The organism is Psychrobacter sp. 5A.1, from assembly GCF_030407455.1.
Taxonomy (GTDB): Bacteria; Pseudomonadota; Gammaproteobacteria; order Pseudomonadales; family Moraxellaceae; genus Psychrobacter.
Genome location: NZ_JASDDJ010000034.1, coordinates 1 through 25,105 on the forward strand (window position 1 = coordinate 1; position 25,105 = coordinate 25,105).

Consider the following 25,105-nt stretch of genomic DNA (forward strand, 5'->3'; position numbering starts at 1 on the left):
TTTCTTGGTCATGGTAAACTCCTATAATTGTGCTTAGTTTACCAAGTTTAGTTGTACGGTTTCTTCAGCATAGCTCAATCACGATGATTCGTATGATCCTTACAATATTGGAGGTAACTATGTCATTGCTACTAGCGACCCAAAAGTAGCGTTATTTATGGGACGGCTCTTTGGTTCACATGAAGGTCCAGGTCAGATCGATATGGGAGTTGTTGACTTTAGTGATGGTAAGGCTGTAGAAGTATATACTAATGATGAAGATAGCATTCTTGGTAAAGATTGTTATGAAAAAGATGGTTCTGATATTAGTTGGGCAGAGCATAAGTTTTTAGATAAAGCCAATCCTGAACATCGTATCGAGATCGAGTATTACAGTAAGCTATTAGAGACTTATAAAGTGCCAGATTGGGATTTAGATGTTTATGCTAAATCTAGTATCCATACTGACTATGTTTATAACATTGAAGTCGCTGATACTCATACTTATTTTGTAGGAGAGCAGGCTATATCGGTGTATGACGGTGAATTTTATAATAAATAATTTTAGCGAATCAATAATATGAATGAAGATGTTTCAGGGTTTGTCGCAGGGACTCGTATAACGACAGACAAAGGGATTGTACCGATTGAGCAAATTAAGGTAGGAGATAGAGTCTTATCCAAACCAGAATCTGGAGATGGTGAGCCAGCATTCAAACCTGTCGTTCGTACCATGACTCACAAGAATAAAGAATTATGGCAGTTAACATATGTGGAAATAAAATCTGATACTGACCTTAGTAGACTGACTTTAAGTAAATTAAAGCAGATGGCCAGAAAGGATAAATTTACCACAATTAAAGCTACACCAAACCATCCATTTTGGGTGGAAGGAATAGGTTGGACACGTCTTGACCACCTTGAGTATGGACAAATCATTCATTCCAAAAAGAATGGGTTATTATGTATGATATTTGAAGTATCTCCAGTTTTTTCAACTAGTGTAGATAATGTAGTCGCACAGTCTTCAATTCGGAATATTCTAGATGATAATAAAAAAGGTCAAGAAATTGATGATGTTGATTATTATAATTTTCCTAGATATGGTGACGATGGCTATGTAAAAGAATTTTTAGGTGGAGAAGATGCGCCCAGTCCATTAATTGTTGAAGGCTATGAGCCTATTGAAGTCTTACAGAAGGTTTACACCACATCCGTTTATAACTTAGAGGTAGAATACTTTTATACTTACTACGTCTGGGATTTATGGGTACATAACACCAATGTGGTCAACCAGTCCCATAAATAATAAAAACAGTAAAAGGAAAGCTAATGATCAACTCAGGGTTTGTCGCAGGCACGCTCATCCATACGGATAAAGGGTTAGTGCCGATTCAGGATATTAAAGTGGGCGACTTAATTTTATCAAAGCCTGTACTCTCCAAGCCTGAAGACGGTAGTGGTGATATAGAATATAAGCCTGTCATAAGTACCTTTAAGTCACCCAATAAGAAAAAAGTGTTCAAAGTTGAGTATTTTAATGAAACTGTGGATGCGCGAGGAGAAGAGGGTAGAAACTATATCTTATGTACCAGTAACCACCCATTTTGGGTAACTCGCCAGCCTGAAGATAAGGAAGGTGAATGGCTATCGGCGGAGCGTTTACCAGCTGGATATCTAACGTCTGCTCATGGTGATACGATTGCGCTTGATGATTATTCGTTTATCCCTGTACGTACCTTGCCCAATTTTCCTGAAGGCTGTGCTTATACTCAAAGTATCGAAGAGCATGATATGTGGGAAACAGATGGCCTGATTCAGTTTGTGAAATTTACGGATAGTGGCTATCAGTTTGTCAGTTTAGCCAATACAGAAGAAGCGTTCAAAGAAGAAATTAAAACACTTAATTGGAAAACCTCTGATGCCAAGTTGCTGATCAATCAAAAAGCACCGTTTTTAATTGACCCAGAGCTATATAAGACTTTAAATGTACGGTTACGCCAAGATATAAAACCAGCTATGCATACTGCTGAGGGCTATATGGAAGCATTGAATAGACCTCTCATTATTGATGGTAACGTTATTAAAGCGAATCGGATTGGTGATAAGAAGCTAGTTGACAAAGCCTTAAAAAACATTAAAAATTATGGCGACGCAACGGGTCTACAAAGTGAAAGTATTCATGAGCAAATGGAGAATTACTATGACGCTTGCCCTAACTCTTATGAGGATCATGTCTATAATATAGAAGTCGCGGATCATCATACTTATTTTGTCGGGCATGATGCGGTGTGGGTGTTGGATGCTAAAGAGCCAGCCAGTTAACCAGCTCTTTAGTCTATATCAATAGAAAAGTGTTATGACTGGCTATAAGGCTTATATCTTCGACATATTACTATTCTAAACCCCACCACCAATCCGCTCCGCCAATGCCTGCAATTTTGGCACGATCATCGCAGCATACTCATCCGCTTCCCAGTTAGCACTTGGTACACTGGCATTGAGCGAATACGCGTATTGTCCTATTGCGACATCATATACACCAACGGCGACTGCCAATATGTCGGTAGAAAATTCCCCATCAGACACCGTATAGCCATATTTTTCATAATGCTCTGCCGCGCTGGCTAAGGCGGTTTGCGCGTGGTTATAATCCTCGGTGGATAATTGCTCTTGTAAATTATTCTGAATCACAGCTTGTCTCGCTTGCGTACTTGCCGCATAAAAAGCCCGTCCAATGGCAGTGCGTGCCACAGGTACAGCTGAGCCAACTTGCAAGTTAACTGATAGGCGAGCAGGGCTACGACAACAAGCGTGATAGCGCATTTCTCCTTCGACTTCGGTTGCCAAATTCACCGATACTTCATTCTCACTAGCAAATTGTCGCAGTAAAGGCTCAGCCGCTGCAACCATATCGTGGCGACTCCATGCGGTCGCACTGAGACGTACCGCACTACTGCCCAGTTGATACTGTCCGTGCTCAGTGACACGTAAAAAACCAAGCGTGGTCAAAGTATGGATAAGACGGGTAATGGTTGCTTTTGGCAGCTCGGTCATCTGACATAGCTGTTGATGGGTGAGCCGCTCATGGTGCTCGAAAGCTGCCAGTATAATCAGTCCTCTTCCCAGTGCCGTCACAAACTGTCGGTCATTCTCTTCCTTATTTTGACTCATCGTTGCATGCATACGTTCGAGTAGCGGAGTAGATGTTGATAAGGGTTTCATCATTTTATACTCATCTTTTTTGGATAAAGGTTTACAGCGCGGCGAAAGTTTGCTTAAATGGTTTTAAATTATGAAACTAAGTTTCGCACAGCGGAATAATAAAGTCAATGACTTGTTAGACCAAATGATGTATCAAACACTATTCGTCAGTCAGGATGACTGATACCAAGGAGATCCACATGGCAACATCTACTAGCCCACGTTTTGATTGGGAAGATCCTTTTTTACTACGTGACCAGCTCACTGAAGAAGAACGTATGGTCACCGACAGCGCCCGTCAGTTTTTTCAAAAAGAGCTGATGCCGGGCATTGTTGAGGCCAATCGCAACGAGAATTTTGATCGTAATATCATGCGTCAAATGGGTGAAATGGGTCTGCTTGGTGTCACGATTGAGGGCTATGGCTGTGCAGGTCTATCAAGTGTCGCCTATGGTCTGATTGCCAAGGAAGTGGAAGCCGTTGATTCGGGCTACCGTTCAGCGATGAGCGTACAGTCAAGCTTGGTTATGCATCCTATTTGGGCGTACGGTACTGAAGAGCAGAGAGAGCGTTATTTGCCTAAACTTGCTTCGGGTGAGTACGTTGGCTGCTTTGGTTTGACTGAGCCAGACTCAGGGTCAGATCCTTCATCAATGTCTACTCGTGCGCGCGCTGTGGATGGCGGTTATGAGCTGACGGGTAATAAAATGTGGATTACCAACAGTCCTATCGCTGACGTATTTGTCGTGTGGGCAAAAGATGATGCTGGCGAGATTCGAGGTTTTGTTTTAGACAAAGGCATGAAAGGTTTATCAGCACCGAAAATTGAAGGTAAGTTCTCATTACGTGCGTCAGTCACGGGTGAGATTGTGATGGACAAAGTATTCGTTCCTGAAGCCAATGCTTTCCCAGATATCCGTGGTCTAAAAGGACCATTTGGCTGCTTGAATAAGGCCCGTTATGGTATCGCTTGGGGTTCGATGGGTGCGGCTGAATTCTGCTGGAAAGCGGCTCGTCAATACACGCTCGATCGTAAGCAGTTTGGTCGTCCGCTAGCGGCAACGCAGTTGGTACAGTTGAAGCTTGCCAATATGCAAACTGAAATCACCTTAGGTCTACAAGCGGCGCTACGCGTGGGTCGTTTGATGGATGAGGACAATGCAGCACCTGAGATGATCTCACTCATTAAACGTAATAACTGCGGTAAGGCACTGGATATCGCTCGTATCGCTCGTGATATGCATGGCGGTAACGGTATCTCTGATGAATTCCATATCATTCGTCACGTGATGAATTTGGAAGCTGTCAACACTTACGAGGGTACACATGATATTCATGCGCTTATCCTAGGTCGTGCGCAGACAGGCATTCAAGCGTTCTTTTAAACTGAATTTAAGTTAAATGTTCAGATTTAGCACATGTCCTAACGTACGTTATTGTTTGGCTTTTTACGAAGCATATATAAGCAGTAGCGTACGTTTTTCAGTTGTTCTTCATGATTTAACGGTTAAACAGCTAAATAATGAAGAACAATTTTATAATTAAAAAGTCAAAAAATACGCGACAGAGTAAGGGAATCTCATGACAGATATGATTGATATGGCTAATATGCCAAAGGGCGCATTGCATGGTATCAAGGTGCTTGATTTGTCGAGAGTGCTGGCTGGCCCTTCTTGTACTCAAGTACTTGCTGATCTTGGTGCCGAAGTCATCAAGGTTGAGCGTCCACATATCGGTGATGAAACGCGTCATTGGGCACCGCCAACATTCAGCGATAACACCTCCGCTTATTACGCCACTATTAATCGCAATAAAAAATCATTGACGGTAGATATCACTACGCTAACAGGGCAAACCATCATTAAGCAGCTGATCGCTGAGAGTGATATTTTGGTCGAAAACTTTAAAGTCGATGGTCTGAAAAAATATGGCTTGGATTACGACAGTTTAAAACAAGACAATCCACGGCTGATTTATGCGTCATTGACAGGATTTGGTCAGACAGGGCCAGATGCCAAGCGCCCTGGTTATGATTATATTATCCAAGGATTATCAGGACTGATGAGCATCACAGGCCCTAGTGATGGCGAACCGCACAAAGTTGGCGTGGCAGTCGTCGATTTATTTGCAGGTTTGCAGCTAACGATTGGTATTCAGGCGGCACTGCTGGCGCGCCAAAATACGGGTGTTGGTCAACATGTCGATGTGGCGTTGCTCGACAGTGCGCTCGCTATGCTGGCCAATGTCGGTATGAATCATTTGGCCTCAGATAAGATACCGCCAAGGCTAGGCAATCAGCATCCTAATATCGTGCCATATCAAGTATTTGCGGGCGAGGGCGAGCAGCATTTTATTTTAGCCTGTGGTAATGACAGTCAGTTTGCCAAACTGTGTGATGTGCTTGCAGTTGATTGGCATACCGACGAGCGTTTTGCGACCAATCCACAACGCGTTGCCAATCGTGAACTGCTGTGCGGTGAGCTGACTAAACAATTTGCCAAGCAACCTCGCACCTATTGGCTAGAGGTTTTAGATCAAGCAGGTATTCCATGCGGCGCGATTCATAATGTGGCTGAAGCCTTGGCTATGCCGCAAGCGCAAGCCCGTGAGATGATAATCGATTTTACTGAGCAAGGCAGTCCGGTAAGAGCACTTGGCAATCCTATTAAATTGTCCGCATCACCGGTCACTTATCGTACGCCACCACCACAATTGAGCGAGCATACTGACAGTACACTTGCAAATTTAGGCTATGATAAGGCTACGATAGCCAAGCTAAAAGCCGATGGGATTGTTTAGTCTACTTACTGCAAGCTGCTCAAAAGAACAGGAGTAACCTTGCCATTATTGCAAGTAAACCTCATATTTCCACTATTCAAATTATACTTTGCTCTAAAGTCTTCAACGCCACCGGATTGCTTAGAAATGAGGTTACCTCGACAGTCCGTGACCTTGTTAGGTAAGTAGGCTTTGCTGTCTTTACATACAAAATTAGCCGTTCCTTTTGGCAAATTATTAGCCTGCCAAAATTTATTAGCTTCTGACTCAGAATTATGCTTTGTGCTTATGTGGTTCCCATAACAGTTTATTACCATTCCATGATCGTTTGATAGATATTCTCCACCTGTTAAATAGTCACTATTCCAGTTTTGAAAATTACCGCAGGCGGTGAGAGAGAGTAGGCAAACACCTGATATAATAATATTGACGATTTTCATAATATTGTTCCTGTTGGTTAACCTTGAATGACGTAGCGGAAATTTTTTCTTATTGTCCGTAGAGATAACAACAGGCGTTGAACGATTCAGCAACTATTTAAAGCAGCATTTAAAGCCGCTTCCATCAAGATAGACTACTTTTTGGTATAATCTATAGGAACCACGTTACTACCTTCACATTCAAATGCAGTGTACCAAACCATTTCACCATCTTCATATCTGGGGAAATTATTATTAAGCTTGAACTGCGCAATACCGCCTGGTTGTTTGGCGATGAGATTACCTTGACAGTCTGTGACTTTGCTAGGTAAGTAGGCTTTGCCGTCTTTACAGATAAAGTCAGTGGTTCCTTTAGGTAAATTATTAGCTTGCCAGAACCGATTAGCTGCTGACTCAGAATTATGCTTCGTGCTTATGAGGTTCCCATAACAGTTTATTACCAGTCCCTGATCGTCTGATAGATATTCTCCACCTGATAAATAGTCACTATTCCAGTTTTGAAGATTACCGCAGGCGGTGAGAGAGAGTAGGCAAACGCTTGCTAGGGTAGTGCTGATAATTTTCATAATATCGCTCCTGTTAGTTCACCTTTATCTGATCGTTTGATAGAGATTTTCCTGTTGATAAATATGCATCATTCCATTGTTAGAGATTATTTATAACTGAGTGATTAACTCTAAACGTAACTCAATTACCTAACAAAGGTGAGTCTATTATTTGACCCTGTTTGTTAATATAAACCCATTCATCTTCATACTGGACATAAGCAAGACCGCCATAAAAACCTGCAGCATCACCGTACTCTAATTCAAGAGCTACCTTGCCAGTTTTATCAATAAACCCCCACTTGTGGTTCAATTTAACGGCAGCAAAATCTTCTGAAAAACTTAATGCCTCGTCATAGTTTAAAGGGATGACTGTTTTGCCGCTTTTATTAATAAATCCCCATTTGTTATGCTGCTTAACAGCGGCTAAACCTTCTGAGAAGTCGTTTGCTTCATCATAGATAAAATCGGTTATCCTCTTACCGCTCTTATCAATAAAACGCCATTTCTCATCTTTTCGGACGCCAATCCTTTCATTTTGAACGTCCAGCACTTCACTGTATTGATTAGCAATAATAGTATTGCCTTGTTTATCAACAAAGCCCCATTTTTCATTTAACTCAACAGCACTTAACCCTTCTTGAAAATATCGAACAAAATCGTAGCGTAGTGGGACAACCATGACTCCTCTTTCATTGGCAAACCCCTTTTTTGTTCCCTCTGCAATGACTATCACTCCATCCTCTAGACAATCGTAGGTTGTGTAATAAACCACACGAGGTACGTAGCATGCATCCTCTGAACGCGCAGAGTTCATAAATGTAGCCAGAGCGATAGTAATAAAGACGCCATTAAAACTGACAATTTTAAGAATTGAGACGGTAATTAAACAATATATTGGTCTAAAGGTTAATTGCATGATGAGCCTCTTTAATATCAATGAGTATAAGACGCTTTAATGTTCCGCTTTTGACTACGGTGGCTTAGTGATGATTAGTCAAAAGGTTTTTCAAGGCGTCGGCCTTGTCCATCAAGATAAAAAGAGTCGTCGCCATTTTTGATTAATGTTTTGTCACCATCCCAGCCCCCATCTATTTGATCGTATTCAATCGCCGTTATTTTTTGAGCATTCGTATTGATCAGACCATATTTCTCATTTTGCTTAACTATCATTATATTATCTGAGACGTGATGAATATCATCATAGATGGGTGGTACAAGAATTGCGCCTGTCTTATCAATTAAGCCATGTTTATTATTCTTTTCGATAGTGATAGAGCCAAACATCGGATCATACTTTATAAAGTCATAACGTAAAGGCAAAACAATTTTACCTGTATTGTCTATAAAACCTGCTTTATCATCTTGTCTGACTAGACCTAAACCTTGCTTAAAGTCATGGGCATTCTCATAAATAAGATTAATAACTTGTTCACCTTTGGTATTAATATAGCCATACTTATTTTGTTTCTCTACAAGCGCTAATCCATCGTAAAATGGGTTCATATAATCATATTGAGGAGCAGCCAGTATTTTACCTGTATTATCTATTAAGCCCCATTTATCCCCTTGCTTAATTTGTGCCACTCCATAGGAAAATGAGGTAGCATCATCATAAGTTAGATCTACAATTACTTGTCCATACTTATTAATAAACCCATATGTACCGCTATTAGCGACTAGAGCTAATCCTTCAGAAAAGCTATAAGCTCTGTCATAGGTAAGAGGGATTACCACTTCGCCTGATAAATCTATAAAGCCCTGTTTTGCATCTTTCATGACGACAGCTCTGCTTTCAGAAAACATCTCAGCATAAAAGTAAACAGGTGTGACAACAAGCTTACCATCATGGTCTACATAGCCATATTTATCATTTTGCAACACAGTGGCGCGTCCTTCACAAAAGCTTCCAGCATCATCATATACTAGGGGCGTGACCACGTTACCCTCAACATCAATATGTCCAGTACCTTGATTGGTTGTGACAGCTGCCCTTGCTTCATAGAAATCGCTTGCATAGTCATATTGCGGGGGAATAGCAATGCTTCCATCTATGTTTAAAAACCCAGACAACCCCTCTTTAAAATCAGCACCTGTTAGGCCAAAAGCTAGGTGGCACTGCACCTCCGCATAAGCTATATGATCGTACATCGCTGCTTTTTGACACTCACAGCTTGCCCAAGCGCTGCTGGAGAATGTAATGATACCGAAAGATAAAATAGAGGCTGAAATGTTATTAGTCAGCTTATAGACAGGCGGTTTTCTAAGAACGGTAAGAGCTTTTAGGAACTGAGCCATAGGTAGACTCCTTTATAACTATCAATAAAAATATAAATTAAAGCTCGTTCAAGAGGGTAAATAATAACCTAATGTTGAGACTTTTGCTTGCACCTTACTGAAATTTTGTCTACTGTAAACAAAATTATTTGCTAAAGCTCTAACTATGCCTTTGTCTGCTTCTAATATGCTGATTGTTGTTCTATCTTCGACCAAATTGCTTTTAACAATGTTCATTAGATTTATCTGTTTGAGCCTTGTACTGCTATTAATAAGCTTAGCCGCCTATGCTGATGATCCAGTCGCCGCTTATAAAAATAGCGACTCTTCCGAATCTTGCTTGCCGAATTGGTCTAACCGCTCAAATATAGCTGAATACAATCAAAACAATGCTCGAGGCTTTGAGCTAGTACGCCACGGTGCGGCTTATGATTTGGTCGATGATGAAGGTGCTGTTTTATACACTAGGCTTTATGAGATACAGCCCTATGACGATGATAGAATCGTGGCAAGACGCCAAGGCAAACATGGCGTCATAGGCCCAGATGGACAGCTTATTTTAGACTTTGACTATCACGATATTTTACTTAGTCCTGATACTAGTATCTATTCAGTTGAGATATTAGACGGTAACATTGAGGGTTCTGTATTGATAGATGATAGTGGCAATTGGATATACCCTAGCGCTACTAAGAACAAAACAGCTATTGAGGCGGCTACAGAGATAAAAGTGATTTATCCTATACACGCCAATGTCGATACTGGTATTAGTTATTTCAAGGTAAAGATTGAGAGCCATGAGCAATACACAGATACTATTAAGAACACTGGAATTATTGATCACACGGGTCGCACTATCGTTCCTATCGAGTATTATCGTATTGATAGCGAGATTAGCTGTAGTAATAATAAGCTGACGTTTATGGGTTGGAAAAGTGGCTATCTTACTATTATGAATGAGTTGGGACAGACTATTATAGAAGAACAAGCCAATCGTTCGGTAGAGGTATTTAATAAGAATAAAAGTCTTTTTAGTCTAAAAGTCTACGAACCAAAGAGTAAGCAGTTTATAGGTGGGTTTGATTACACAGGGCTAATAACTGAAAAAATAGTGAACGAGTACGGAAAAGTTATTATTGAATCTGATAGCGTTATTCAGCAGTTAGATGGAGGAAGTATTTTATATAGATTTATGGTCAATAATAAGTTTGGTTTGATTGATGATGAAGCTAATATTGTTATTGAGCCTATTTTTGATGACATTACTAACGTGGGTAGTTTTGGCCCAGTAATAAAAGTAGAAAAATCTGGTAAGCAAGCATTGATTATCTACGATTTGGAGACCGATACACTCGTACCTTCAAGTTATTATGACTATATATCGACACTCTCAAGTCACTATCCTAGTAACTTGCAGCAATTGCAGGCCAGAATCAATGTGTCAGATTCTACTAATTCAGAGCCCTCTACCGTATCAGGTTCATTGATTAAAGAAAACAGTTTTGTTCCTAATAATATTACCAATAAATATGGCTATGAATATGATGCTAACGAGCTATTTACCTTTGTAAAGAATGATAAACAAGGTCTTATGACCGCGCATAATAACGTGCTCATTCCCAATAATTACGACAGTATTACTGCTTATAAACGTCTGCTAAAGGTGCGTCTAGGCAGTAAATATGGGTTGGTGACTACAGTTGATGAAACTGTGTTGCCCATAGTTTATGACGATATTACTGAGGATAGTCGTATCGGCCGTGATAGTAATTTATTCATGATAAAAAAAGAGGGTCGTCAGGGGATACTAGATGAGTTTGGACAAGTGGTTGTACCGCTAAGAGATATGATTATTCCCAATATTTTAAATACCAGTTTAGAAGATATTTTAATCTTTGAAAAAGAGGGTTTATACGGTCTGATTGAAATGAAAAGTGGCAAGCAATTGTTACCAGCAGAATTTGAGCATATTAATGTTGAGCACTATACAGACTATATCTTGGCGCAAAAGGAGGGGCGCTATGAGTTATATGATAGAGCTGGATCATTAGTCTATAAAGGAGATGATTCAGTAACAGATATTGAACCTCTCAATACCCGTATCAGATTGGATAGCTTTTCGAGTCAGAATGTAGTTTTAGAAATACAGCCCTCTGAGCAATATATTAAAATTGCAGATAACTATGGTTTGGTTAGTTTAGTAGAAGCTAAAGAAGGGAAGGCAATACTTGCAAATAAGTATCAAGAAATAAGATATGCAGGAATTGCAAACTCTCTAGAAGGTTTGCGCAATAAAGAAATAACGCCCATATATGCGGTACAAAGGAACGATAAATTTGGGCTTGTCAATGCTACTGGAGAAATGCTTATTTCTGAAAAATACTCATTACTCGCGCCATTGCATTATCCACCCTTTTTCATGGCAGCCAATATAGTCGCTATAGAGGATGAGGAAGAAAACGAACGACTAAGGCAAAAGCTTAAAGATCAAGGCGTAAATTCAGGAGCGTATCTTGAGGAAAATAGTCGCTTTAATACTTTTAAATTCGGTGTAATTGATAAAAATGATACTGAGTTATTGCCGCTAGAGTATAGCTCTATCTTTTCTAACTTTAATGGTAATGCTGTTTATATCTATGCCATAAAAGATGAAATGGTTTATCAATATGATGCGAATATGACTCTGATAAACACAATACCTGAAGCTGAATTAGAGTTTTGGTAAATTAAGATAGTATCTAAAACATACTAAGAATTATTTGGAATAAGTATGATTTTTCAACTCTCAAACGATAAATTTTGTAAGCCCTTTAACCGTTTCTCAAAGCCATTATCAGCATTCATTTTCTTGATATCAGTAGTTATCAGCCCAATCACCTATGCCGAAATTGAAGAATGTTATAGCACTGAGTTTGGGCTAAACTATGCCTCTGATATGAGCCAGTACGTTAATGTCTCAGACATAACTCCAAATATGAATCAGGTTTTACAAGCTATCAAACTTGAACAAAATAATGCTTATTATAGAGTGCTAGATAACTCTAATAAGGTTCTATTTGATAAGCTCTATGATATTTTAGTTTATAGCGATGGCTATATTTTAGCCAAGCGCGACGGTAAGCTTGGACTTATTGACGATAATGGTAGGCTCGTTTATGACTTTGAGTATGACGCGATAGATAGGCTAAACGATGGACAAGCGCTTGTATCTAAGTATCAAAAGGGACAACTAACTGATGTCTTGATGGATGGCAAGGGACAGAGTATTTACCCTAAATCAGAAGTGTTTGAGCGAAACCTTCGCATAACAGCTCTATATTATGATGTAGATACCGAAAAAGGTTATTTTCAAATAGATAAAGACAATAAATCAGGGTTGATAGATGACACGGGCGAGATAATCATACCTATCATTTATGATGAGATGAATAGTATGGATCATTGCACGAGCGGTGATTTTATCTTAAAAGTGCAACGTGATCATCAAATAGGACTGATAGATCATAATAATAAATTCGTTGTACCATTACGCGCTAAGCAAAGTATAAGCTCTTTTAGCACTATAGGTTATGAGCCCTTTATTTTAAGTATTGAGAGGGCTCGCCAAGGTATTGCCGATGCACTTCATTGGAGTCCTAATAAAGCAGATGTGATGAGTGAGCAGCTGATTAACCCTAAGGGTGACGTTTTGATCACCTCCGATACGCCTATAAAAAGTCTGGGCGGTAATTTATATAAGTTTTCAAACAACGGTAAAGTTGGGGTTATCAATGATTGGGCTGAGATTGTGCTTGATACTTATTATGATGATATAACTTTTGAGTATGATAGTCCCCTAATCGCTCAGCGTGCTGGTAAGTTTGGCATTCTTAATACCGATCAATCTGGCGACACTCTCAAGGTGCGTCATTATTTTGACTCGCTTGAGCGAATAGAAGATAAAAGCGTTATTGAGGCCGCTTTTGCTACTACCTATGTTACCAGTATTGAAGCAGCAGACAGTGTCGTTGTAGAAGGTGAGATGAACGCAGAAATAGACGGCTACAATTATGTCTTACCTGATGAGGTGTTTGAGACCTTCGATCAGAACGACATTAAGTATTCAGTTTCAAGTTCGCTAGAGCACGACTATTATGCTAATCGCTCACCGCAAGCTTATATTGCTAGCAGTAACGATAAATATGGTGTTATGGCCAACAGTGGATTGGTTATTATCCCTTTTGAATACGACTCTATTAGAGAAGTGGGCGAGATATTCATTGTCAAGCAGGCAGATAAATATGGCGTATTAGACTTTCAAGGTAATATCATACAGCCAATAGCCTTTGATAATATTCAAGATTCTGACAATGGCTTCTTTATTTTATTCAAAGAAGATCAGCAGGCTATCATGAATAGTGCGGGTGACATCACATTTGCCTTATCAGATATAAGGCTACGAGTAGATATGATGGAGTATCCAAAGGCGCTGATACCCATTGAACAAGATGGGTTGTTTGGCTATTTAAACAAAGAGCGAACTGCTGTTGCCATTGAGCCTACCTATGAGACAGTAGAGTTAATTGGTGATCAAGATAGTTTCATTGGTCAAAAAAACGGTAGAAAGCAATTAATAGATGCTGATAATAGCGTTATTAAAGTGAATAGATCATCCGATTATCATATCTTAGACAATATAGTTGCTAATGATGAGCCAGCTTTTGTCGTTGCCTCAGTAGGTAAGCAAGGGATAATAAATGCTAATGGAGAAGTGCTGCTACCTTTTGATTACGAGTCTATAGAGTCCTTTTTGGTTAGACAATATGACCAAGATTATGACAGCTATGACTATGCAAGATTTTTTATTATTAAAAAAGGTGGTTGGTTTGGGCTACTAGATAAAAATATGAAAACGATAGTCAAACCGATCTATAGAGATTTGACTCGAATAGCTAATCTACCATATTTCAAAGTTGGAGCATCATTTGATAGTAGTTCCAACTCTACTAAGTATGGCTTATTGGACTTAAAAGGAAAAATGCTAAAAAATATAGAGTACGACTCAATATTGCCGGTTTTTAATAGTGATGGTGTCTCTATAGACTACATTATCATGCAAAAAGATATGAAGACTGAGTGGTACACAAAAGAGCTTGAGAAAATAAATAGTGAAGAGAACACAGATAATGTAGTAGATGCATTTTAATTGTTTGAGCTATGCTGAAGAAATCGTACAGCTAAACTTGGTAAACTAATCGTATTAACTAGAGTTTACCATGACTAAGAAAGTGAGAATCTATAGTGACGACTTTCAAGAAGGTGGCAGATAATAATAGCAATATTTTAGCCATTGCAAACATTAACAAATTATAAAGAATGGCTGTTTCAGGTACAGTGAATTGCTAAGCTAGAGTCTTAAAGATCACTATCATCATAATCAATCTCTTCACAAGTAGTAATCAAATCGGCATTGATATATCTATAGGCGTGAGCAAGTTTTCTGCTTCTAGTTTTATCCTGCCAAGCGTTAAGATGCTCTCCTTCCATTGATGAGCAAGTAGTTAAGTAATCTTGCTGTCCATTTTTATCAAAATCTAGGCCAATGATTAGACTGTCCTTAATAATACCATTAGCATCAGTGGCATCGAAGGCTTGGCCACTGGTAGAAAAATTTGAATCGTCAGGCAAGTAAGCAATATAGCGCGACTCAGTCAGACTTGCTTCAGCGTTACATTTTTCGAGTAGTTTATAGTCTTGCATAACAGATAGTGTTAAAAATTTAAGGTTGTAGTCAATATCATCTTCATCAAACCCTACCAGCGTAACTTTTTCGATAGCTTTATCATAGTTGATACAGATGAGATTTGGATAATTATCATCATAGTTCAGGCTATGATAAGTCCCTCCTATAATGACGTCATTATTTTGCTTAACCTCATTTTGGTTAATATTATTTAATGTGGCAACTTCTTTTACGATGCTTTTTTGCACATCGTTGTTTTGTATGTGCTGAGTTTGTTTGGAGAATAAAGTGTGTTGTTCAGGCATATCTGAACTACAAGCAGTCATTATTAGCGTTAGAAATGTTAATATGCTCAATCTTATTTTCATAGCTGTCTTCTTAGCTTTTTCAACAGACCCTAATCATTTGATTTAAATGAAATAGAGGATTCAGAAAACGATCTAGCCTCATGAAAAGGGGGAAGATGAACTGTCTTACCAGTTCGGTCAATAAAGTCGTATTCACCGTTTAGCTTTACGCGTATTAAGTTCTCAGATATTTGAGTGACACTATCATAGATTATAGGAATTATAACTTTGCCTTTTTTGTTTATGAATCCAGCTTTATCGTTTAGTCTCACTGAAGCTATCTCATACCAAAAATGCGATACTAGATTATACTGTGGTGTCACTATCAGCGTGCCACCTATATCAACAAATCCGTATTTATCATCTTTTTTAACTATTACAGGCTCTTTAGTCGGCAAGCTTAGAGATGTGTTTTCTGTCTTATACCAAAGCTCGTCATATAGAGTAGGCACTATTATCTTACCATTTAAGTCAATTAGGCCTACTTTGTCGCTCTGCCATACTCTAGCAAAACCATGCTCAAAAGGATCGGCACGATCATAATTTGATGGAATAACGGTTGTACCCATTTTATTGATATAGCCTACATTATCACCCAAAGAGACTGGGGCGAGTCCTTCTGAAAATGAGTAGGCCCAATCATATTTAAAAGGAACTACCTCTGTTTCATTCTTATCGATAAATCCCCATTTCCCATCTTTTTCAACAGATGCAAATTCATCTGAAAAGTCTCTAGCAGATCTATAATGAATAGGAATAGCTATTTTTCCTGTCTCATCAATAAAACCATATTTAAGACCTTTTCTAATACGAGCCATACCTTCAGAAAAACTTTCAATATCATCGTATTCTATCGAAATAATTACCTTACCTGACTGATCAAGAGCTCCCCACTTACCATTTTGTTTGACGACTCCTAGACCATGCTTAAAATACTGCGCGCTTTGATACTCTGTAGGTATTATCTCTTGACCTAGAGTATTGACGTAGCCACGTCGATAGTCAAATATGCTGAATTTTCGTACGACCACTGCTAACCCTTCTGAAAAAATATCAACTTCTTCATAGGTTGGCGCTACAATGATCTTACCAGTCTTATCAATAAACCCTGAGCCTTGATCAGTACTAATTTGAGCATAACCTTCGTAAAAATCCCCAGCACGTAAATACTGCGGTTTGATAACTTCTAAACCTTCACCGTCAATATAGCCGTACATCAAATCTTGTTTGACGCGTGCTAGACCGTCATATAAACAACTTATATCATCATAACTATTACTTGGTGGTTTAATACAGTATTTTGCCAATACATTTTGCGACAGCATAGACACGCTAGACGCTGCTATAACTAGAGTGAGCTTATTTAAGATCATTCTCATAGTAGGACATCCAATATTAACTAGGTGATATAAAGCAAGCGTTTGAAAAATAAGCGACAACAATTGTAATAGTTTTAAAAATTAAAGCAAACTTTTGTCTAAATATATTATACTAGAAAATAAATACGAGGACTTTATAGAGATGATTAAGACAATGTTACGGGCTTTGATATTACTAAAGATTATAGACGGGTAAAAAAACCGTGAAATTTGGCCTAAAAGTAATGGGAAAATCTATGAAAACATCGTCAACATCAGTAGTTAAATCTAAATGCTACAAGCGTAGTACGCTAAGTTATTCTCTGTGGTCATTGGCAGTGTTTTTTACCACCTCGCTCAGTCATTTAGCCTATGCTGATATTGGTGATTGCTACGAAAAACAGCAAGATATTGGTTATTTTGGGCTATCAGAAGATGCACCACTTAAAAAGATAGATGAATACTATGTTCTTTATAATTCTTCAAATGAGATAGTCCAAAAGCGCTTATATGATATAAAGCTAGTGGGAGGTGGAAGGGTAGTAGCCAAGCGTGATGGGCTATATGGTGTCATAGATAAGGAGGGAAATATCATCTTTGATTTTGAATATGATGATATCGATACACTCAATAATAACTTTTATATCGTATCCAAACTTCATAATGGCAAGCAAAACGATGCATTGGTGAAAGTTAGTAATACATTCAATAAAGAGTGGATATATCCTACGTCAAATGAGTTAGATACTGACCTGAAAATAACATCGGTATATTACGATATCGATAGCGAAAAAAGCTACTATAAAGTCACCAGTAATATTAAAAATAAAGGTCAACTATCAGGGTTAATAGATGGTACAGGAGCGATATTAGTTCCTATTGTATATGATGAAATGGAACACGTTGAAAATTGCGAAAATAATAATGTTGCTATGGAGGTTAGGCAAGGCAATCGATCAGGGGTTATAGATCGAAATCATAACTTTATTGTACCACTAAGACAAAAGCAATTTATCGATACGTTTCCTGAAAATCCTAGAATCATGAGAGTCAGACAGTCTTATCTTGATAGCGTAAGATCGATTAGCGATGGGGTGGGGTATGGTGAGTCTCATAGCGAGACGGTGATTATGCCTACAGGACGGGTTCTATTTGAGTCAGAGACGTCGCTTATTGACGTTGCTGGCGATCTATATCGTTATTCTAAAAATGGTAAGTTTGGTCTTACTAATGGAGAGTTCAAAGATTTATTGCCTGCTGATTTTGATGATATTATTTATGATTATGATATGCCCATTATAGTTATAAAGGACGGAAAGACTGGTATTGTTGAAGTTAGCGAGGATGACCAAAAATTGGTAGTCAAACGCTATTATGACTCTTTACAAACACTAAATAAGCAGTTTTTAAGAATAGAATCAGAATCTTATAATATTGATAATAAGCATCAGTTACCCAAGGACAGTTATGTATATTCACAACCTGTTGACGTGGATAATGATAACGACTATATCTTACTAGAACAGGAAGTTATATCTGATTCTGACTTAGTCGATGACATTACGCTAGATGTTGCTCCTGATCTGGATACTTCTGATGAAGGTCTTGAAAATCGTATTTATCTTAACTTTTATAACACATACTTTATTGCTTCAAAAGATAGAAAGTACGGTCTGATTAATAGTTACGGAACCCCAATCGTAGCCATTGAATACGATGAAATCATTGAGCGAGATGATTTTCTATTGGTGAAGAAAGGTGATAAGTACGGTGTTTTTGATATACAAGGTCAAACCATTCAGCCTGTAATTTATGATGCTATCATACCAACCAGTTCTTCTAGGTTCACCAATGAACCAAATGAGTATATCTTAATAAAGGACAGAAAAAAGGCACTGCTAGACACCAAAGGTAAGCTGATAACTGAATTTTTAGATATTGATATAGATCACCAAGATATCAGAGATGGACATCCTCTAATTCCTGTTTCAAAGCAAGGCATGTATGGTTTCGCTGACAGAGCAACTGGAAAAGTACTCACAGCATTTAAGTATGAAGACTTTAATTATATTGGTGAATACGGTAAGGAAAATGACAATATTATCGTTCAGCTTGAGGGTAAGACAATGTTGCTTGGTGTAACTGGTAAACCGTTGTTCCCTCAATATAATGGTTACTCTATTGTAGAAAAAAGTTATTACTCAAATCCTACTGCTTTTATTATCAGTTACAAAGGTTTAAAAGGAGCTGTAGACGCTGAAGGTAAGGTAATAATTGAGCCTGTTTATGAAGCGTTATACTTAGCGCAGAATATTGCCGAGTACAACGATCTATTGAATGAGGGAGCAGAACAAGAAGATACGATTCGTTATATTTTTGCCAAAAATGATCTCTATGGTTTGTTAGATAACCAAGGAAATCAACTAATAGAGGCTAAGTATCTTGATATACTACCTTTGAGCAATTCACCCTATTTCGCAGCAGTTAATGCAGTTAGCACGGAACCTAAGTACGCAGTTATTAATGAACACGGTGAAAACCTTACTGATTATAGTTACGATGAAATAGGCTCAGAGCTAGATGGTTCGGATGTAGAGATTCACACAGTAAATAAAGACGAGAGTAAAGTGGAGATATGGGATGACAAAATAAATCTTATAAAAACGATTACTTACGATGAATATTTCTATGACAACTGAGACTGCGGGGGGAGTTTCCCCCCCCAATCCTGCATACTTTAAATACGGCTGGGCAGATTATTGGTTTGATTCTTTTAGATATACTGTTAGCACCAGCATTTGATAGTTTATGCGCTATCAGTGTGCCGCAATCAACCCCAAACGCTGTTCAATTTGCTCAGCCAATTCAATCAATACCGTACTCACTTCCTCACGTCTAATCTCATACTCTCCCTGCAAAAAACTTACCGCCATACCAGCAATCGCAATACCTGATGCATTACGAATGTATGTGCCCAAGCAATACATGCCATCACGTAGCTGCCCATCGTCCAGTGAAATACGACTTTCATGAATCGCACTAAGCTCATTCGCCAAATCATCAAAATTATCGACACCGTGCTGAGTAATGGGCGCAGGAAAACCTGTGGCGTATATGGATTTTATATTATCCATAGAAAAGGTAGAAAGCATGGCTTTGCCCGTGGCAGAAAACACGGCCGGTACGCGGACACCAGCGCGAAAAGTAAAGCCAAGTGGTGCAGGTGCTTCATGACACGCCAAAAATACCACCTCCCCTAAGTCCAGTTTTGACAAGGTCACTGTATGTTGGAGTAGTACCGGATACTGCACAATAAGGTCTTTGAATAATTGAATGACGCCTTGTTGTTGCTCGTATTTCCCCGCCCAATACATCAAATAAGAACCCAAATGAAAGCGGCTATCAGCATCTTTATAGATGACATGTTTGGTCAGCAGACTTTGCAAAATATTGTGGGTTGAGCTGCGCGGCAGACCAAGCTCTTTGGCAATATGAGCCGCCGTTAGAGGCTGGGCGCTATCAGTAATCAAATCTAAAATCTGAAAGGTTTTGTCCAATGCAGGAACAGCAGTTGTGCTCATAAGGAACCTATAAAAGTCAGTAGAATTAAGACGGTAGAAAAATAAAGCGATAAATTACCACGAAAGTGATAATAGGGGTTGCAAATCGCGTCATATCATTCTTATAATAACGTCTCGTATATAGAATATGTGTTCAGTATATTGAACAAAAAGCGAATTATCAATAATTATTTACGGCCTATTATTCATCTTAATAAACATACCACCTTATATGACAAGGAGCGTCAATATGTCACATGCGCTACAGTTATCAAATCCAGACTTACTCAAACAATCTTGCTTTATAAAGGACGGCTGGCACGTTGCTAGTGACGAGGCTGTGCTTGAGGTAAATAACCCTTTCAATGGCGAGCTCATTGGTACTGTACCAAGTCTCACGACAGCAGATGTCAATGAAGCGGTTGCCTATGCTCATGACGTCCAAGCAGATTGGGCAGCAAAAACAGCCAAAGAGCGTGCAGAGTTATTGCAAAAGTGGGCTGATCTGATCGATGCTAATAAAGAAGATTTGGCCATCATCATGACCGCTGAGCAAGGTAAGCCACTCACTGAGTCACGTGGTGAAGTGGGTTATGCCAATAGCTTCATTCGCTGGTTTGCCGAAGAAGGTAAGCGTGTCTATGGTGATGTCATTCCTGCCAATAATACACAGCTACGCCATGTCGTGCTCAAGCAGCCAGTCGGTGTTTGCGCCGCTATCACGCCTTGGAACTTTCCAGCAGCGATGATCACGCGCAAAGTAGCACCTGCGCTAGCAGCAGGCTGTACGATTATCGTCAAACCTGCTACCGAGACACCGTATTCGGCATTGGCACTTGGCGTGTTGGCAGAGCAAGCGGGTATTCCAGCTGGCGTTATTCAGGTCGTTACTGGCAAATCCTCTGTCATCGGTGACATCTTAACGGGTGATGCCCGCATTCATAAACTGTCATTTACAGGTTCTACAGAAGTAGGCCGTACGTTGATGGCTCAGTGTGCGCCGACCATCAAAAAGCTATCGTTAGAGTTGGGTGGTAATGCGCCGTTTATCGTCTTTGATGATGCAGACTTAGAAAAAGCCGCGACTGGCTTAATCGCGTCTAAATATCGTAATGCTGGTCAGACCTGCGTTTGCGCCAACCGCGTGTACGTTCAAGACAGCATCAAAGACGAGTTCTTAAACATCTTTGTCAAAAAAGTCGCTGAGTTAACAGTAGGTAACGGCTTAGAAGAAGGCGTCGATATTGGTCCTCTTATCAACAAAAAAGCATTAGACAAAGTACAAGCCCTACTCAAAGATGCATTGGATAAAGGGGCAAAACTGGTTGCTGGTGGTAGTGTCAATGACGCCTCAGAGCTGACGTACAATCCAACCATCATTACTGATATTAGCAGTGATATGGATATCGCCTCTGAAGAAATCTTTGGTCCGATTGCGACCATCTTTACCTTTAAAGATGAAGCAGACGTTATTCGTGCTGCTAACGATACCATCTATGGCTTGGCCGCTTACTTTTATAGTAGCGACTATGCACGTTCATGGCGTGTGACGGAAGGCTTGGAGTACGGCATCATCGGTCACAACACGGGTTTGATTTCTACAGAAGTTGCGCCGTTTGGCGGTGTGAAGCAGTCTGGATTTGGCCGCGAAGGTTCAAAATACGGCATCGAAGACTATATCACGACCAAATACTGGTGCTCTGATATCAGCTAATCGCCATAACATGGTTAAGGCGTGTTTGATATTTAGCAGGACATCAATTAGCGCAAATTTTTAGATATCTGTGGTGTTTGTTTGATCAAAAACACCATTTGATATTTATTAACTATTCAATAAACCGCCACTCACTAGATGGCACTTATATTACGAACAAAGAAAAGGACATTCTCATGACGACTACCAATCAATCATTACTTGAGCGCCGCAAAGCTATTTTACCAACAGGACTTGGGGTTGCCTTTCCTATCTTTGCAGAAAGAGCAAAGAATTCAGAAGTTTGGGACGTTGAAGGCAATCGTTATATTGACTTCGTTGGCGGTATCTCAGTATTGAACACCGGTCACAGCCATCCAAAAATTACTCAGCGTGTCCATGAGCAGTTAGACAAGTTTACGCACACTGCAGCGCAAATGATCAACTACGAATGCTATGTAGATTTGGCAGAAAAGCTGTGTGAAAAAGCGCCTATTACTGGTCCGACAAAAGCGTTCTTTTTGACGACTGGTGCAGAAGCCGTCGAAAACTGCATCAAGATTGCTCGTGCTAAAACCCGTCGTCCAGGCGTGATTTCTTTTGTTGGCGGTTGGCATGGTCGTACCATGATGTGTATGAGCCTGACAGGCAAAGTACTACCATACAAAAAGAACTTTGGCCCGATGCCAGGACCTGTATTCCACGCATTGTTCCCTGCAGAAGAGTTGAACGTGACAGAAGCGCAAGCATTGCATAGCCTTGACATGATCTTCCAAGCAGACATCGACCCTAGTGAAGTGGCAGCAATGATCATCGAGCCAGTCCAAGGCGAGGGTGGTTTCCATCAGGTGACGCCGTCATTTGCCAAAGCGTTGCGCGAGATTTGTGATGAGCATGGCATCGTGCTTATTTTTGACGAAGTACAGTGTGGTTTCGCCAGAACCGGTACGTTGTTCGCCACTGAACAGCTAGGCGTTGAGCCTGATCTAATGACTGCTGCGAAGAGTTTGGCGGGTGGTTATCCTATCTCTGCGGTCATCGGTCGTGCTGACATCATGGATGCGCCGCAAGTAGGCGGCTTAGGTGGTACTTATTCTGGTAACCCACTTGCTTGTGTGGCGGCGCTTGCTGTTATGGAAGTAATCGAAGAAGAAAACTTACTTGAGCGTAGTATCGAGATTGGCGATACCATTGCTTCATTCTTAAAAGGCTTAAACCTCAGTAGTATCGGTCATATTCGTTATAAAGGCGCTATGCTGGCGTTTGAATTGATCGATAGCGAAGGCAAACCTGATGCCGCAGCCGCAAACCATCTAAAAGCAAAATCATTTGAGCAAGGCTTGTTGCTAGCGTCTTGTGGTATGTATGGCAATGCCATTCGTGTGATGGTGCCATTGACGGTTGAAGACGAAGTGCTACAAGAAGGTCTTGATATTATCAAAGGTATTTTAACGGCGTAAGCTGATTGATATCGGATTGACCATCGTTGATCTAACAGCAAGATTGCCCGCATGGCTCTCGCTTTGAGTACATTTTTTCCAACGGCGCCTTGCAAGTCAAGACGCCGTTGCTGTTTTTGCTATTTGATTATCAGATAAGTCGCAAACGACAGCGTTGATCAAAAGGTATATATGATAATTATGATGGGTACTATCCCGCTAAACAAAAAATAGTGTGATCGTAACGGGTTGACACGGATGACACACAGACAAGGAGTAAATTATGTCTGAACTAAAGAAATCGTTAGGAACGCTGGATATTATTGCCTTAGCATTTGGTGCGATGGTTGGTTGGGGTTGGGTAGTGTTGGCAGGTGGTTGGATTTTATCTGCGGGTACGTGGGGCGCGATGTTGGCGTTCTTGATAGGCGGGTTGGCAGTGATACTGATCGGCGTGACTTATGCTGAGCTTGCTGCCTCCATGCCGATTACTGGTGGCGAGCATACTTATACGCATCGAGCGCTAGGGGTCAATGTCTCCTTTATTTGCTCATGGAGTATCTTATTCGGCTATTTTTCGGTGGTCGCGTTTGAGGCGGTTGCCTTACCGACAGTCGTAGAATATTTTATTCCTAATTATAACCAAGGGTATCTTTGGACCATTGCTGGGTGGGATGTGTATGCCACTTGGGTGGGCGTCGGAATGCTGGGCTCTGTCATCGTCACTTGGCTGAATATACGCGGCATGGAAGTCAGTGCTTGGTTCCAAAAAACGGCCGTATTGGGTATTTTATTCGTTGGTACGTTATTGTTCATCGGTGCGGTCTTGTTCAATCCTGAAACCTCAAACTCGATACAAGCGCCAGCATTCATTGGTGGAATCGGCGGTATGATGGCAGTGATTGTCATGGTGCCTTTTATGTTTGTCGGTTTTGATGTCATTCCACAAGCGGCAGAAGAGATTGATTTAACTCGCCCCAATATTGGCAAGTTTTTGATTGTCTCTATCGTGGTTGCGGTGCTGTGGTATGTGGGTATCGCTTGGAGCGTCGGCACGACTTTGCCACTTGTCCAAGCAGAAAACTCAACCCTCGCTACTGCTGATGCGATGACCAATGCGTGGCAAGGTAAGTGGGCAGGTATCTTACTGGTTATTGGTGGTGTGCTGGGTATTTTATCGAGCTGGAACGCCTTCTTAATCGGTGGTAGTCGCCTGTTGTATGCGATGTCAAAAGCACATATGTTGCCAGCGTTTTTGGGCAAATTGCATCCAAAATACAATACGCCATCAAATGCCATCTTATTGATTGGTGGTTTGGCGACGTTAGCACCATTGTTTGGTCGTAAAATGCTGGTTTGGATCGTAGATGCAGGTGGTTTTGGTATCATCATTGCCTATACCTGTGTGGCGATATCATTCTTAGTATTACGCTATCGTGAGCCTGATATGGTACGTCCATTCAAAATACCCGCAGGTAAGCTGGTCGGTATGATCACGATTGCGCTTAGCATTGGTATGTTGATGCTGTATATGCCAGGTATGCCATCGGCACTGACACCAATCGAGTGGTGGATTTTCTTTGGCTGGACTGTCTTGGGCATCGTGTTGTATGGCTATGCGAGAGTGAAATATCCGGGTATTAGTGAGGCGATCATGGCAGAAGAGCTGCGTGAATTAAAAATCGTCAATCAATTGTGGTTAAAAGACAATCCACCCAAACGCTAAGCTTGTCGAGCAGAATTTTTAACCAAATCATCCTTCA

Annotated in this window: 19 protein-coding genes; 11 read left to right on the forward strand and 8 right to left on the reverse strand. The window is 40.2% G+C overall.

From position 1 onward, the window contains the following. The first annotated feature begins 157 nt into the window (after positions 1–157). From QL982_RS08880 to QL982_RS08890, 3 genes are read left to right on the forward strand one after another with little or no spacing between them, the layout of a single operon-like run. Entirely contained in the window at positions 158–541 is a 384-nt protein-coding gene (locus QL982_RS08880; RefSeq protein WP_290190270.1) for a hypothetical protein, read from the forward strand. Positions 542–559: 18 nt separating this feature from the next. Continuing rightward, positions 560–1,288 carry a Hint domain-containing protein gene (locus QL982_RS08885; protein WP_290165069.1) on the forward strand — a complete coding sequence of 243 codons (729 nt, stop codon included), beginning with the start codon at positions 560–562 and terminating at the stop codon, positions 1,286–1,288. A gap of 23 nt (positions 1,289–1,311) precedes the next feature. Continuing rightward, on the forward strand, positions 1,312–2,304 hold the full coding sequence (locus tag QL982_RS08890; RefSeq protein WP_290165067.1) for a hypothetical protein: 993 nt from the start codon (positions 1,312–1,314) through the stop codon (positions 2,302–2,304). 75 nt (positions 2,305–2,379) lie between these two features. Here QL982_RS08890 and QL982_RS08895 read toward each other — a convergent pair whose 3' ends face one another. Then, complete coding sequence (locus QL982_RS08895; protein WP_290165065.1) at positions 2,380–3,207, reverse strand: IclR family transcriptional regulator C-terminal domain-containing protein; 828 nt, start codon at positions 3,205–3,207, stop codon at positions 2,380–2,382. Positions 3,208–3,383: 176 nt separating this feature from the next. Here QL982_RS08895 and QL982_RS08900 point away from each other — a divergent pair, with 176 nt between their 5' ends. Both QL982_RS08900 and QL982_RS08905 read left to right on the forward strand, forming a co-directional pair. Continuing rightward, a complete protein-coding gene (locus QL982_RS08900) occupies positions 3,384–4,568 on the forward strand; it encodes an acyl-CoA dehydrogenase (RefSeq protein ID WP_010198628.1) in 1,185 nt (394 codons plus the stop codon). Positions 4,569–4,773: 205 nt separating this feature from the next. Continuing rightward, the gene (locus QL982_RS08905) at positions 4,774–5,982 is read left to right on the forward strand and encodes a CaiB/BaiF CoA-transferase family protein (protein ID WP_290165073.1); all 1,209 of its coding nucleotides are present in this window, start codon (positions 4,774–4,776) and stop codon (positions 5,980–5,982) included. 5 nt (positions 5,983–5,987) lie between these two features. Here QL982_RS08905 and QL982_RS08910 read toward each other — a convergent pair whose 3' ends face one another. The 4 genes from QL982_RS08910 to QL982_RS08925 all read right to left on the reverse strand — a co-directional run bounded on the left by QL982_RS08910 (position 5,988) and on the right by QL982_RS08925 (position 9,244). Next, a complete protein-coding gene (locus QL982_RS08910; protein WP_290165062.1) occupies positions 5,988–6,401 on the reverse strand; it encodes a hypothetical protein in 414 nt (137 codons plus the stop codon). Positions 6,402–6,535: 134 nt separating this feature from the next. Next, positions 6,536–6,967, reverse strand: coding sequence for a hypothetical protein (locus QL982_RS08915; RefSeq protein WP_290165061.1), 432 nt, complete (start codon positions 6,965–6,967; stop codon positions 6,536–6,538). Between the two features lie 121 nt (positions 6,968–7,088). Beyond that, positions 7,089–7,865, reverse strand: coding sequence for a WG repeat-containing protein (locus QL982_RS08920; protein WP_290165059.1), 777 nt, complete (start codon positions 7,863–7,865; stop codon positions 7,089–7,091). Positions 7,866–7,939: 74 nt separating this feature from the next. After that, the gene (locus QL982_RS08925; RefSeq protein ID WP_290165057.1) at positions 7,940–9,244 is read right to left on the reverse strand and encodes a WG repeat-containing protein; all 1,305 of its coding nucleotides are present in this window, start codon (positions 9,242–9,244) and stop codon (positions 7,940–7,942) included. 412 nt (positions 9,245–9,656) lie between these two features. Between QL982_RS08925 and QL982_RS08930 the strand changes: the two genes are divergently transcribed. Together QL982_RS08930 and QL982_RS08935 are read left to right on the forward strand one after the other, a co-directional pair. Then, complete coding sequence (locus QL982_RS08930) at positions 9,657–11,948, forward strand: WG repeat-containing protein (RefSeq protein ID WP_290190271.1); 2,292 nt, start codon at positions 9,657–9,659, stop codon at positions 11,946–11,948. A 45-nt stretch (positions 11,949–11,993) separates the two neighbouring features. Further along, the gene (locus QL982_RS08935) at positions 11,994–14,408 is read left to right on the forward strand and encodes a WG repeat-containing protein (protein ID WP_290190272.1); all 2,415 of its coding nucleotides are present in this window, start codon (positions 11,994–11,996) and stop codon (positions 14,406–14,408) included. Between the two features lie 209 nt (positions 14,409–14,617). Here QL982_RS08935 and QL982_RS08940 read toward each other — a convergent pair whose 3' ends face one another. Together QL982_RS08940 and QL982_RS08945 are read right to left on the reverse strand one after the other, a co-directional pair. Further along, the gene (locus QL982_RS08940) at positions 14,618–15,313 is read right to left on the reverse strand and encodes a hypothetical protein (RefSeq protein ID WP_290190273.1); all 696 of its coding nucleotides are present in this window, start codon (positions 15,311–15,313) and stop codon (positions 14,618–14,620) included. Between the two features lie 29 nt (positions 15,314–15,342). Next, positions 15,343–16,671, reverse strand: a complete 1,329-nt coding sequence (locus tag QL982_RS08945; RefSeq protein WP_290190274.1) for a WG repeat-containing protein — start codon at positions 16,669–16,671, stop codon at positions 15,343–15,345. A 236-nt stretch (positions 16,672–16,907) separates the two neighbouring features. Here QL982_RS08945 and QL982_RS08950 point away from each other — a divergent pair, with 236 nt between their 5' ends. Continuing rightward, positions 16,908–19,349 carry a WG repeat-containing protein gene (locus QL982_RS08950; RefSeq protein WP_290164340.1) on the forward strand — a complete coding sequence of 814 codons (2,442 nt, stop codon included), beginning with the start codon at positions 16,908–16,910 and terminating at the stop codon, positions 19,347–19,349. A gap of 117 nt (positions 19,350–19,466) precedes the next feature. On the opposite strand, the gene QL982_RS08955 is transcribed toward QL982_RS08950, so the two are convergent. Beyond that, positions 19,467–20,231, reverse strand: coding sequence for an IclR family transcriptional regulator (locus tag QL982_RS08955; RefSeq protein WP_290164341.1), 765 nt, complete (start codon positions 20,229–20,231; stop codon positions 19,467–19,469). 229 nt (positions 20,232–20,460) lie between these two features. On the opposite strand from QL982_RS08955, the gene QL982_RS08960 reads away from it, so the two are divergent. From QL982_RS08960 to QL982_RS08970, 3 genes are all read left to right on the forward strand, one after another. Further along, positions 20,461–21,924, forward strand: a complete 1,464-nt coding sequence (locus tag QL982_RS08960; protein WP_290164342.1) for an NAD-dependent succinate-semialdehyde dehydrogenase — start codon at positions 20,461–20,463, stop codon at positions 21,922–21,924. A 176-nt stretch (positions 21,925–22,100) separates the two neighbouring features. Beyond that, positions 22,101–23,363, forward strand: coding sequence for a 4-aminobutyrate--2-oxoglutarate transaminase (gene gabT / locus QL982_RS08965; protein WP_290164343.1), 1,263 nt, complete (start codon positions 22,101–22,103; stop codon positions 23,361–23,363). A gap of 262 nt (positions 23,364–23,625) precedes the next feature. After that, positions 23,626–25,068 carry an APC family permease gene (locus QL982_RS08970; protein WP_290164344.1) on the forward strand — a complete coding sequence of 481 codons (1,443 nt, stop codon included), beginning with the start codon at positions 23,626–23,628 and terminating at the stop codon, positions 25,066–25,068. Positions 25,069–25,105 lie beyond the last annotated feature (37 nt).

Coding starts and splice junctions, on each gene's coding strand:
- QL982_RS08890 (WP_290165067.1), top strand. CDS start 1,312: ATGATCAACTCAGGGTTTGTCGCAGGCACGCTCATCCATACGGATAAA.
- QL982_RS08950 (WP_290164340.1), top strand. CDS start 16,908: ATGAAAACATCGTCAACATCAGTAGTTAAATCTAAATGCTACAAGCGT.
- QL982_RS08905 (WP_290165073.1), top strand. CDS start 4,774: ATGATTGATATGGCTAATATGCCAAAGGGCGCATTGCATGGTATCAAG.
- QL982_RS08960 (WP_290164342.1), top strand. CDS start 20,461: ATGTCACATGCGCTACAGTTATCAAATCCAGACTTACTCAAACAATCT.
- QL982_RS08955 (WP_290164341.1), bottom strand. CDS start 20,231: ATGAGCACAACTGCTGTTCCTGCATTGGACAAAACCTTTCAGATTTTA.
- QL982_RS08945 (WP_290190274.1), bottom strand. CDS start 16,671: ATGAGAATGATCTTAAATAAGCTCACTCTAGTTATAGCAGCGTCTAGC.
- QL982_RS08900 (WP_010198628.1), top strand. CDS start 3,384: ATGGCAACATCTACTAGCCCACGTTTTGATTGGGAAGATCCTTTTTTA.
- QL982_RS08885 (WP_290165069.1), top strand. CDS start 560: ATGAATGAAGATGTTTCAGGGTTTGTCGCAGGGACTCGTATAACGACA.
- QL982_RS08935 (WP_290190272.1), top strand. CDS start 11,994: ATGATTTTTCAACTCTCAAACGATAAATTTTGTAAGCCCTTTAACCGT.
- QL982_RS08915 (WP_290165061.1), bottom strand. CDS start 6,967: ATGAAAATTATCAGCACTACCCTAGCAAGCGTTTGCCTACTCTCTCTC.
- QL982_RS08895 (WP_290165065.1), bottom strand. CDS start 3,207: ATGATGAAACCCTTATCAACATCTACTCCGCTACTCGAACGTATGCAT.
- QL982_RS08940 (WP_290190273.1), bottom strand. CDS start 15,313: ATGAAAATAAGATTGAGCATATTAACATTTCTAACGCTAATAATGACT.
- QL982_RS08880 (WP_290190270.1), top strand. CDS start 158: ATGGGACGGCTCTTTGGTTCACATGAAGGTCCAGGTCAGATCGATATG.
- QL982_RS08910 (WP_290165062.1), bottom strand. CDS start 6,401: ATGAAAATCGTCAATATTATTATATCAGGTGTTTGCCTACTCTCTCTC.
- QL982_RS08920 (WP_290165059.1), bottom strand. CDS start 7,865: ATGCAATTAACCTTTAGACCAATATATTGTTTAATTACCGTCTCAATT.
- QL982_RS08970 (WP_290164344.1), top strand. CDS start 23,626: ATGTCTGAACTAAAGAAATCGTTAGGAACGCTGGATATTATTGCCTTA.
- QL982_RS08925 (WP_290165057.1), bottom strand. CDS start 9,244: ATGGCTCAGTTCCTAAAAGCTCTTACCGTTCTTAGAAAACCGCCTGTC.
- gabT (WP_290164343.1), top strand. CDS start 22,101: ATGACGACTACCAATCAATCATTACTTGAGCGCCGCAAAGCTATTTTA.